This is a genomic window from Pseudomonas sp. RIT-PI-AD (assembly GCF_025642785.1).
GTDB lineage: Bacteria > Pseudomonadota > Gammaproteobacteria > Pseudomonadales > Pseudomonadaceae > Pseudomonas_T.
Map to the genome: position 1 here is coordinate 1 of NZ_JANZKU010000049.1, position 9,687 is coordinate 9,687.

Sequence of the window (9,687 nt, forward strand, 5' to 3'; positions counted from 1 at the left end):
GTCACGGCCGCGCGTCGCTGGACGCAGTACGTCACCGAGCACTACACCATCGCGCTGATCGCGGACGAGGCCGAGGTGGGCGGGGACATCCAGCGCGAGTCAGTATCGTTCGAGATCGAGAGCGAGCGGGCCGAGCGATGGGAGTCCGACCCAGTGAAGGGCGGCAATTCCGGCTTTCAGGACCTGGGCGACGAGACCCGCCGCCGCGCCGCGCTGGAGTGCCTGCTGCAAATCGGCCAGGTGGCCATCATCGGTGGGCACCGCGGAACCCGGGTCAGTTGGGCCGTGCCGACCAGCATGGCGTTCGGGGTCGACCTGATCCACTCGCTGCGCCTGGAGGATCAGGGCGTGGTGGCCACCGGCAAGGTTATCGAGGTTGAGGACCGCTGGAACGTCGAAACGGGCGAAGCGGTGACCCAGCTCACCATCGCCGTGATGCGCGGTGGCCGGATCGGCGACGCGCTGCTGGTGCCTGGCCGGCCTGCGACCCCACCGCAGGGGCACTATGGGCCGGAAAAGCCCCTGGTCACCCAGCTCGGGCGCCACCGCGATTCGGGTGTTTTCGACGAGAACGCCGACGGGTTTTCCGGCAACTACAACGCCTGGGACGATTTCACGTTCGAGTCATTCCCGCGGCGGCTGCAATTGACCGCCGTCGAGATTCCCGAGGAGCGCCGCGACGAGCAGAAGACCGAGACCTCGGCCACCTACCGGGTCGGCTTCCCCAACGACACCCTGGAGCTGTGAGCATGCAACGGTTCATCAACAACTGGTCGGCGCCTCTGCTGGAGGCGCTGCCCGCCGGCGCGCAGCAGTGCCAGATATCGCCGGCGATGGCGGGCATGCTCGACGGCCTCGGGGCTGGCGACCATTACGTGGCCACGCTGGCCCGCCAAGACTCGACCGGCCGCGAAGTAGCCTGGGAGATTGTCAACATCGTAGGCCGAGCCGGCGGGGTACTGACCCTCGAGCGCGAACAGGAAAACACCCTGGCGCCGAGCGTGACGCCGCCCGGGTCGACCATCAGCGTTCGCCTGACCGCCGCACTGTTCGACAGCCTGCTGCACCGCATCGCGATTCTGGAAACCGCCGGCCCGCCCGAAGGGCCCGGCCCTGACCCCATACCCGAGAATGCCCTCACCGATGCCGACGGCCTGGTCCTGACGGGCGCCGAGGGTGACATTCTGACCGCAGGAGATTGATATGCCCGAGCAGCAGCACATTTTCGCCGGCTACGGCGCACCCACCAGTGCGCCGGAGTTCGTTGGCGCCCACTACTGCGACTCGCAGAACGGCGATGTTTACCTGGCCGCCGATGTCGGTGAGGAGGGTACACGCTGGGTGCGTGTCGTGACGGTCACGGAGGGCAATGGCCCGCCGGGGTTCGGAAGCGGCCCGGTGATGTACCGGGACATCGACAGCGGGACGGTTTACCTGCGTTTCGGCAGCACCTGGCACCCGGTAGGAGGTTGATATGTCGCTGGCAGATGAACGTCGCGCGATCGATACGCGTATCCGCGGGGAGCGCCAGGCTATCGATCCGCGTATGCGAGGCGAACGGCAGGCTTCGGCGGACGAGCTCGCGGAAAACCTGAACCGCCTGGTGAACCCGCCGCGGCAGAACCAACCGCTGCGGCCCCTCGACCCGCGCGGCAAGCTTGCGGCGCAGACCGGCAAGGGCACCTGGAATAAGCCCGCCACCAACACCGGTACCGGCGGCGTGGCCAGCCCGCTTACCGAGGTGCCGAACACCCGGGAGTACTACGACCCGATTTCGAACCTCTACAGCAACGACTATTTCCTGAGCGTCGAGCTGCGTCCGGTCAAGGCGATGCACATGGTCGACGCCAACAACGCCCCGGTGGTGATGCAGTTCGCCGTTCCCGCGAGGCCGACCCAATGATCGAATCCCCTCTCGACGATCACGACCCTGGCCAGGTGGTTCGCTTCGGTTGGCCCTACCACGGCCGGATGTTCATGCCCGACGTATTCGGCGGCGTGACCTACCTCCAGGCCGGGCCGGTGACCATACCGCTGCCGAAGGTGTATAGCCGCGATCGCCGCGCCCAGCCGGGCAGCTGCTTTCGGTTTCGCGATCCGCGAGCGCAGGAGTACGTGCCGAGCTACAAGCCTCCACCGGGAGTGCGCTGGCAGGCGGATGTCCTCTGTTCGCCGGCCGGGGTCGTTTACTGCAAACGGCAATTCGCCACCGTTCATGCCAATTGGGTTTTCCACGACGGCGAGCGCAACTGGATTGCCGAATGGGTCGGCGCGGGCGAGATCAGTTTCACGTCCACGCCGGTGATTTGGCGTGAAGACCACCGCCCCGGCGATGCCGTGGAGCAGCGCTTTCTCACCCCGACCGTGATCGATCCGGACGATGGCTTTTCCTATGCGGGAACGGTGTCGGTGCTGGTGGACGTGACCGCCCAAGGCAACCGGGCGTTGTTCGCGCTGTACGCGCCAGAGGACGCCCGCGAGGAAGCGCCGCTGAACCGTTGCCGGCTACCCCTGAAAATGTACGAGCTGGTGATCGGGCGCGATTCGGACGGGGTAATGCAGGCGACCTACACCTGCATTCGCGGATCGGCGGCGATGATGCTGGTGCGACGGGAATACAAGCCGGCGATCATCAGGACCACCGGGTTGCTGCTCAACCACTGGTGGGGCGATGGCGGGGTTTACGTGGATGACGGCGAGCCCGCGACCTACGCGTTCTTCGAGGAGCCGAGCAGCTCCGCGTATGTAACCAACATCACGCCCGAGCAAGCGCCGTCCTGGACCCGCATCGTGTCGATGTACTACGACGCCCAGGGCACCCCGCATGAGATCCGTCTGGACGTTGACACGCATATCGAGGAGGGCGCGACGTTTGCCTACGGAGTCGATTCGTTCGATCCGGGCGGCTTCAATACGGCGCCGTCGGTGCTGGACTACCGGACCGTCGAAAGTCGTTCGGGCTCGATGAGCGCCACCGTCACGCTGACCCGCGCGGGCGAGGTCGTGAGCACGATGTCGATCAGCGGCAGCGCCTCATGGGTGCGCACCCGAATGCATCACGAAACCTTGCCCAGCGGCAATCCGCAACCGGTCCCCGAAACCCTGGAAGGGGCGTATCAGTACAGCGTTCGGGTCGACGGCGCCGTGGCGGGCGAGGTGAAGGGCGACGGCCCCGATTCGGTGACGGTGGCGGCTTTTCAGGCGAACCTTGCGAAATCCGTCTTCGAATTGCCCTTCATGCTGATAGGCCGGGATACGAACGAATTTCCGGCATTCCAGATCGAGGTCGCGCGCTACAGCTCGAGCATGCTGGCGTTCGGCGTGCTGGATGCGGCGCGCAAGGAGCAAAAAGGCCCGTGGACCCGCTACCGATACAGCGTGTTCACCGTCACCCACCCCGGCGGCACCCTGCCGGGCCGCCACGATTACGGCCTGGGCTGGGCCGGCGAGCTGTTCGGCAGCTACAACCCCAGCACCGGCGAGGCCGTGCGCGACAGTGACATCCCCGTAACCTGGGTCTGACCGGCCCCCCTCAACGATGAACAGGAGCTGACCTATGTCGGCCTGCGCCCTGCTGCCTGAAACACCCCTGGCGATCCTGCCGGGTACCACGTTCCGCGACACCGTGCGGCTGATGCAACCGGAGTGGGCCTACCGCGCCATAACCGCAATCGCCGGCGCGCCTGCTGTGCTCACCGTGCCGGGTCACGATTTGCCCGCCGAGTGGCCGGTATGGGTGCGCGGCGTCCAGGGCATGGCCGAACTCAATGCCGAACCCGGCCAGGCACCGCACTGGGCGCGCCGGCTGGACGACGACAACCTGGTGATCAATCGCCTGTCCGCCACCGGTAAACGCCCCAGCGGCGGCGAACTGATCTACCAGCTGCCCGTCGCGCTGGCCGGCGCCGATGCTGCGATGCGGATCTGGCGCGGCGACGACCTGCTGCTCGAGCTGATCCTGGGCCAGGGTTTGGCCTTCGGCGCCATCGGCAGCCTGGTGCGCGAGCTGACCCCGACGCAGACCGCCAGCCTCACCGGCACCGGCCTGCACTACGCCCTCGACGTGACCTATGCCGACGGCACCGTGACCCGTTACCTGCGAGGGCCCATTGCGTGACAACCGCAGATCAACCGCCGGCAGTGGTGGTGCTGGAGGTCGAGCACCCGATCACCGCCGAGGTCGAGCGCCAGGTGCTGGTGACGGTGCAGGCGCCGCAGGTGCAGGTCATCAACGTGGGCGGGCAGGGACCACCGGGCCCACCCGGGCCTGCCGGTACCGGCGGGGCACAGTGGGGAACATCCAAATGGTAATCGGAGGCCTCGATGGCTGACATCACGTTTCACAAGGAAAACTCGCTGCCCGCTCAGCTCCAGGCGGGCGCCTTCTATTTCATCCTGAACGGGGCCTATGCAGAGAGCTACCTCACCGACGCCAACGGCGTGGCCAGGCTCGTCGGCAACAGCGCCATGATCAACGCGCTGATCGCCCAGGCCCTGCAGAGCCTGCCGACCTCCGGGGCGCCCGTGCTGTACGCGGTCGATATCGCTGAGCGGGACGCCCTGAACCCCACCGAGGCGGTGTTCGTCATCGTCACCGACGCTACCGCAGACCCGACCGTCGAGCGTGGCGCCGCCATGTACGCCTGGAACCCGGCGACTTCGGCCTGGCTGAAAATCGCAGAGTACGAATCGATGGACCTGCAATTGACCTGGACGATGCTCCAGGGCGGCCCGGCATCCACGCCGGCGCAGATCGACGACGCGGTCAGCAAGGCCCACAGCCACCCGAACAAGCCGGTGCTCGACAAACTGAGCGAGTCGGCGGACGGCCGGCTGCGCTTCGGCGGGGTGCCGATCCCGGCCGAGTGGGACGTGGCGAACTGGTGATGGAGCCGCTCAAGTTTAACAAGCTGGTGGCGGGGCTGCCGGCCACCCTGGACCCGAATGCCCTCTACTTCGTCCGCGCGGGTGCTGGCGTCGACCTGTACGTCACCAACGGGGTGGGGGAGGTGAGGGCCTATGCGCTCAACGTGCCGCGGGCGCCGGCCAGCGACAGCAAAGGTTACTGGCTCAAGGACGGCGCGTGGCAGGAGGCGCCGAACGCGCCGGTGAACCTGATGCCGGACAACGGCCGGTTCGCCGGCAAGGCCGATCCCCAGTCGCTGACCCTTGGCGCGAGTTTCACCGCCTCGCCCTACCTGCAACCCTTCAACGGGGCCGGGGCGTTCAGCTCGGCCGGGAAATTCATCTTCGACAACACCACGTTCGGCGGTAGCGGCGGGGCGCTGACGGCAGATGTGCAGGCGCTGCTCCAGTTCCTCAACCGCACCGGCGCCGCCGGCCGCTACGGCGTCGAATTCTACCTGGCGCAGATCACCGCCGGCGCGCAGACCGCGGTGCCGATCGGGGCCGGCTACCTGCTGACCACCAACGGCAACCGCGCGCTGTTCGGCGCCGGCGGGTTCGGGACGTTCTCGGCCAACCTGCGGGCGAAGACCGGTACCGCCTTCCTTGGGCTGCCGTACTACAAGAACGGCGTGCTGGTACCGGAGGGCACGCCGATCACGGCCGCCGAGGGTTTCGTCCACGTGCGCGCGATCGGCTGGACGCCGCTCGGCTACGACAACGCCTTTCCCTACCTGGCGGCCGCGCCGGGCTCGATCATCCAGATCGCCATGCCGTTTTTCTCGACCGGCATTGCCGACGTCGGCCTGCATCGATCGCCCATCCCGGGCAGCAATGGACTGAACGCATGAAAATGATACTGATGGACGGCGAGTACCTCTGCGAGGGCGACAGCCTCGAGGCGATCGCCGCGATGGGCGTGGACCTGGCGCGGCTGTCGTTCGCGCCGCAGGACCCTGCCGAGGTCGAAGCCGAGCTGGTCGCGCGGATGACCGCAGCGGTGCAGCGCTGGATGGACGGCGTGGCACAGCAACGCCATTACGACGGAATCCTCTCGCTGTGCACCTACGCGACCAGCACCGACTCGAGGTTCCGGGCGGAAGGGCAGGCCGGCGTCGAGTGGCGCGACCGCTGTTGGGCGTTGGGTTACCGGATCATTGAGGAGGTGAGGCGCGGCGCCAGGCCGGTGCCGACCGAGGAAGATGTGGTGGCGATGATGCCGCCGATGCAGTGGCCACCCGCCGAGGGTGAGCAGCCGCTGGAGTAGAAAGGGGCGGGCCCGCATGCGCAGGCCCCTCCCGACTCCCACGTAAGAGAGGGCGCCCGCCGCCGGTGTTGAGACCACCGACGACAGGCACCAGCCCGCAGAGCACGCCTGCAGACCGGCCAAGGCCCCCCGCCCTCGCGAGAGCGGGCCGGAGCCTACCAGTAACTGAGCAGGTTTCCTACATGACCACCGACATCCGCTGCGGCGGCTGCTCGCGCCTGTTGGCGCGCGCGGAAGGCTTCACCCTGTTGCAAATCAAGTGCCCGCGCTGCCGGACACTCAACCAGCTGACAGCCATGAGCTGCATTCCAGAACGCCCGCGAGCGTCCACGGAACGAGACGCCCATGGCAACCAAACCGCACCACCACCCCGCTGATCCTGGTCAGTGGACCCCTCCCACCACCGACGTGCCCGGGTACATCCTGGGCACGCTCGCCCCCGCCGGCTTCGGCCGCGCTGACTTCTACGTCGCCCTGATCTCCCGGAAAACCGCCTGCGACCTGATCATTCGGCATCACTACTCGCACCGGGTAGTAAGCAACTCCTATTTGCACCTGGGCGCCTGGGTCGATGGCGTGCTGCGCGGAGTTCTTCAATTCGGCTATGCAATGAACCCGGTTACCGGTGCGCGGAAAATCGTCGAGGGAACGGAGGTCCACCAGTACATGGAACTCAATCGGATGTGGTTTGACGACGTAGCGCCGCGCAATACTGAAAGCCAGGCGCTGAGCTATGCGATCAAGCTGATCCGCCGAATCTGCCCGATGGTCGCGTGGGTGCAATCGTTCGCCGACGAGCGCTGCGGCGGCTGGGGCGTGGTCTACCAGGCCGCGAACTTCCATTACTTCGGGCACCATACGAAGGATTTCTACGAGTTGGACGGCGAGTTTTACCACTCGATGCACCTGACCTTGCGCCGAGGGAAAGGCGGCGGCCGCGGCGAGTACCTCCGAAATAATCTGGCGCGCGCCACACGCCACCGGCTACGGCAGTTCCGCTATATCTACATGATCAAGCCGGCTTGGCTGCGGCGCTGCAAGGTCCAGCCGCTACCATACCCAAAGCCGGGTAATCCGTTGCCAACCCGCAGGCGCCGGCGCGCAGTTCCAGCAGGCACAGCCAGGACGTGACCAAGGGCGCGCATCGTGCGGTATTGCGTGTATCGACCGCACATAGGTTTCGTCCCCGTTCGTCGTTTGAGGCCTTCCCGCGTGTGCTGGCCGTCTAATACTGTATGCCTAACCAGTTAAGCGTCGGCGGAGCAGTATCATGTCGTGCACTATCCTGGGGCCACTCGCCGAAGGCGGGCCGCTCCTTTCTCTGTTCGAGTTCCGGGTGCCGGCAGGATTTCCCAGCCCCGCCCAGGATCACCTCGAGCAACCTATCTCGCTGGACGAGCTGCTGGCGGTTCGCGCGCCCCACACGTACCTCGCATATGTCGAGGGCGACAGCATGCAGGGCGCCGGCATTTTTGACGGCGACCTGGTGGTGATCGATCGGTCACGCACGGCCGTGCATGGCAATATCATCATCGCGGTTCTCAACGGCGAGCCGCTGATCAAACGCCTGGTCATCCAGGGCACGCAGATCATCCTGCAGCCCGAGAACCCTACCCACCGCCCCCTCTACGTCATGGAAGGCGACGAGTTCGAGACCTGGGGAGTGGTCCGCTACAACCTCCACCCCCATGCAATCGCCTGATCCCATATTCGCCCTGATCGACTGCAATTCGTTCTACGCCAGTTGCGAGCGTGTGTTCCGGCCGGACCTCGCGCGCGTGCCTGTCGTCGTGCTGAGCAACAACGACGGATGTGTCATCGCGCGATCGGCCGACTCGAAGCCATTCGTGAAAATGGGCCAGCCGTATTTCCAGATCCGCGAAGTGCTTCGGCAGCATGGCATCGTTGCGTTCTCCAGCAATTACGCCCTCTACGGCGATATGAGCGAACGGGTTATGTCGGTTATCGAGAGCCTGGTGCCGGCGCTGGAGGTTTACAGCATCGACGAGGCGTTCGCCGACCTGACCGGCATCGCTGACCGCGAGGGGCTGGGCCGCCGCATCCGGGCCGAGGTGCTGCTGCGGACGGGTATCCCGACGGGCGTCGGCATCGCTGGAACGAAAACCCTCGCGAAACTCGCCAACCACGCGGCGAAACGCTGGCAACGCCAGACCGGCGGAGTGGTGGACATCACCGACCCCGAGCGCCGGGACAAATTGCTACGCGCGATCGAGGTCGGGGAGGTGTGGGGCATCGGCCGGCGCATGCAAGCCCACCTGCAGGGGATGAACATCCGTACTGCCTGGGAGCTGGCCACGGCTGACCCGCGCCTGCTGCGCGACCGGTTCAGCGTTGTCATTGAGCGCACCGCCCGAGAGCTGGCCGGCACGCCGTGCATGGAGTTGGAGCCACCGGACCCGCCTCGGCAGGAGATTTGCTGTAGCCGGATGTTCGGGCACCGACTGCATGAGCTGGCGCCGATCCGTGAGGCGGTGGCCACCTACGCGGCCAGGGCCTGCGAGAAACTGCGCCGTCAGGAGTCGCTGGCGAAACAGGTCAGGGTCTCGATCCGGACCGGCATGTTCAACCCGAACCAGCCGCGGTATGCCAACGGTGTGCTGGTGGACCTGCCGTATCCCACCGACGACACGCGCCTGATCACCAGGGCCGCGGTGGACGGCCTGGCCCGGATATTCCGCGAGGGCTATGCCTACAGCAAGGCCGAGATCTTGCTGGTGGATCTCCGCAAGCGAGGCGAGTTTACGGACGACCTGTTCGCTGTCCAGCAGCCGGCGGCGTCCGAGCGGGTCATGCAGGTTCTGGACGAAATCAACGGGAAATGGGGGAGAGGGACACTCAGGCCGGCCGGGGTGCCATTGACGCCAGAGTGGGGAATGCGGCGGGAGCTGATGAGCCGGAGCTATACAACCCGGATCGATCAACTGTGGAAGGTGAGGTAGGGGAGCGATGGGCTACAACCTGGCAGGGCTGAGCCGCGAGGAGCGGGATGCAATCGAAGGCGAGAAGGCGGCAGCGCTCGAGCGGTATCGGCTGCGCAAGGCGCTGGAGGCGAGGATCGAGGGCGAAGCGATAAGGATCGTCGATGCGCGGGCGACGATGGGCAACGGCTGGCGCCGGTGGGCTCAGGGCCAGGTGGCGGAGATAGACCAGGCCGAGGTGAGGGATGGAGTGCGAGCCCGGATCAACGCACTGGGGAGCCTGGGCGGCAGTGCGTGAAAGTTGCGCCGCGCTCTACTGGTGGGCTACTGTTCCGCGCGTAGCGAAGAGAGAAAGCCCGCAGTGATTTTTCCCCGCAGCAGCACCACCCTCTTGATCAAGGCGTTCGCCCGTTGGCGCTGGCGCGCCTAATTCTGTCTTTCCGGCGCCCTGCCGGTATCCATCTGAAGTCCCACGCCGAAGCGAAAACCCAGCCGCGAAAATAGCGGGTATAAATGCGGGTTGATCCGGGGTGGAGTGAATAAGAAAGCTAAAAGATTCAAGGGGTTATATCTAAA

The 9,687-nt window shown here is 66.0% G+C and carries 14 protein-coding genes and 1 pseudogene; all 15 read left to right on the forward strand.

Annotated elements, in window-relative coordinates; genetic code table 11:
- Positions 1-747, forward strand: a pseudogene (locus OGL92_RS21735) (hypothetical protein); the annotation flags it as partial.
- Between the two features lie 2 nt (positions 748-749).
- Positions 750-1,202, forward strand: coding sequence for a hypothetical protein (locus tag OGL92_RS21740; RefSeq protein ID WP_263147909.1), 453 nt, complete (start codon positions 750-752; stop codon positions 1,200-1,202).
- Position 1,203: 1 nt separating this feature from the next.
- Positions 1,204-1,473 carry a hypothetical protein gene (locus tag OGL92_RS21745; protein WP_263147911.1) on the forward strand — a complete coding sequence of 90 codons (270 nt, stop codon included), beginning with the start codon at positions 1,204-1,206 and terminating at the stop codon, positions 1,471-1,473.
- A 1-nt stretch (position 1,474) separates the two neighbouring features.
- Positions 1,475-1,903, forward strand: a complete 429-nt coding sequence (locus tag OGL92_RS21750) for a hypothetical protein (protein WP_263147912.1) — start codon at positions 1,475-1,477, stop codon at positions 1,901-1,903.
- Positions 1,900-3,522, forward strand: coding sequence for a hypothetical protein (locus tag OGL92_RS21755; RefSeq protein WP_263147914.1), 1,623 nt, complete (start codon positions 1,900-1,902; stop codon positions 3,520-3,522). The genes OGL92_RS21750 and OGL92_RS21755 overlap by 4 nt, the downstream gene beginning before the upstream one ends.
- 34 nt (positions 3,523-3,556) lie before the next feature.
- Positions 3,557-4,117: a hypothetical protein gene (locus tag OGL92_RS21760; RefSeq protein ID WP_263147915.1), complete on the forward strand. Its 561-nt coding sequence runs from the start codon at positions 3,557-3,559 to the stop codon at positions 4,115-4,117.
- Entirely contained in the window at positions 4,114-4,311 is a 198-nt protein-coding gene (locus OGL92_RS21765) for a hypothetical protein (protein WP_263147916.1), read from the forward strand. Before OGL92_RS21760 ends, OGL92_RS21765 begins: the two co-directional genes overlap by 4 nt.
- 12 nt (positions 4,312-4,323) lie before the next feature.
- Complete coding sequence (locus OGL92_RS21770; protein WP_263147918.1) at positions 4,324-4,887, forward strand: hypothetical protein; 564 nt, start codon at positions 4,324-4,326, stop codon at positions 4,885-4,887.
- A complete protein-coding gene (locus tag OGL92_RS21775; protein WP_263147920.1) occupies positions 4,866-5,756 on the forward strand; it encodes a hypothetical protein in 891 nt (296 codons plus the stop codon). The genes OGL92_RS21770 and OGL92_RS21775 overlap by 22 nt, the downstream gene beginning before the upstream one ends.
- Complete coding sequence (locus OGL92_RS21780; RefSeq protein ID WP_263147923.1) at positions 5,753-6,172, forward strand: hypothetical protein; 420 nt, start codon at positions 5,753-5,755, stop codon at positions 6,170-6,172. Before OGL92_RS21775 ends, OGL92_RS21780 begins: the two co-directional genes overlap by 4 nt.
- A 182-nt stretch (positions 6,173-6,354) precedes the next feature.
- A complete protein-coding gene (locus OGL92_RS21785) occupies positions 6,355-6,549 on the forward strand; it encodes a Com family DNA-binding transcriptional regulator (RefSeq protein WP_263147926.1) in 195 nt (64 codons plus the stop codon).
- Positions 6,518-7,303, forward strand: a complete 786-nt coding sequence (locus OGL92_RS21790) for a hypothetical protein (RefSeq protein WP_263147927.1) — start codon at positions 6,518-6,520, stop codon at positions 7,301-7,303. Before OGL92_RS21785 ends, OGL92_RS21790 begins: the two co-directional genes overlap by 32 nt.
- A gap of 139 nt (positions 7,304-7,442) precedes the next feature.
- A complete protein-coding gene (umuD, locus tag OGL92_RS21795) occupies positions 7,443-7,874 on the forward strand; it encodes a translesion error-prone DNA polymerase V autoproteolytic subunit (protein WP_263147930.1) in 432 nt (143 codons plus the stop codon).
- Positions 7,861-9,132 (forward strand): translesion error-prone DNA polymerase V subunit UmuC, encoded by a 1,272-nt coding sequence (umuC, locus tag OGL92_RS21800; protein ID WP_276584086.1) that lies wholly within the window; start codon positions 7,861-7,863, stop codon positions 9,130-9,132. Before umuD ends, umuC begins: the two co-directional genes overlap by 14 nt.
- Positions 9,133-9,139: 7 nt before the next feature.
- Positions 9,140-9,409, forward strand: a complete 270-nt coding sequence (locus OGL92_RS21805; protein ID WP_263147933.1) for a hypothetical protein — start codon at positions 9,140-9,142, stop codon at positions 9,407-9,409.
- The last annotated feature ends 278 nt before the right edge of the window (positions 9,410-9,687 follow it).

Excerpts from the sequence above, each read along its gene's own strand:
- OGL92_RS21745 (WP_263147911.1), top strand. The coding sequence starts at position 1,204 with ATGCCCGAGCAGCAGCACATTTTCGCCGGCTACGGCGCACCCACCAGT.
- OGL92_RS21740 (WP_263147909.1), top strand. The coding sequence starts at position 750 with ATGCAACGGTTCATCAACAACTGGTCGGCGCCTCTGCTGGAGGCGCTG.
- OGL92_RS21755 (WP_263147914.1), top strand. The coding sequence starts at position 1,900 with ATGATCGAATCCCCTCTCGACGATCACGACCCTGGCCAGGTGGTTCGC.
- OGL92_RS21785 (WP_263147926.1), top strand. The coding sequence starts at position 6,355 with ATGACCACCGACATCCGCTGCGGCGGCTGCTCGCGCCTGTTGGCGCGC.
- OGL92_RS21790 (WP_263147927.1), top strand. The coding sequence starts at position 6,518 with ATGGCAACCAAACCGCACCACCACCCCGCTGATCCTGGTCAGTGGACC.
- OGL92_RS21750 (WP_263147912.1), top strand. The coding sequence starts at position 1,475 with ATGTCGCTGGCAGATGAACGTCGCGCGATCGATACGCGTATCCGCGGG.
- OGL92_RS21780 (WP_263147923.1), top strand. The coding sequence starts at position 5,753 with ATGAAAATGATACTGATGGACGGCGAGTACCTCTGCGAGGGCGACAGC.
- OGL92_RS21770 (WP_263147918.1), top strand. The coding sequence starts at position 4,324 with ATGGCTGACATCACGTTTCACAAGGAAAACTCGCTGCCCGCTCAGCTC.
- OGL92_RS21805 (WP_263147933.1), top strand. The coding sequence starts at position 9,140 with ATGGGCTACAACCTGGCAGGGCTGAGCCGCGAGGAGCGGGATGCAATC.
- umuD (WP_263147930.1), top strand. The coding sequence starts at position 7,443 with ATGTCGTGCACTATCCTGGGGCCACTCGCCGAAGGCGGGCCGCTCCTT.
- umuC (WP_276584086.1), top strand. The coding sequence starts at position 7,861 with ATGCAATCGCCTGATCCCATATTCGCCCTGATCGACTGCAATTCGTTC.
- OGL92_RS21760 (WP_263147915.1), top strand. The coding sequence starts at position 3,557 with ATGTCGGCCTGCGCCCTGCTGCCTGAAACACCCCTGGCGATCCTGCCG.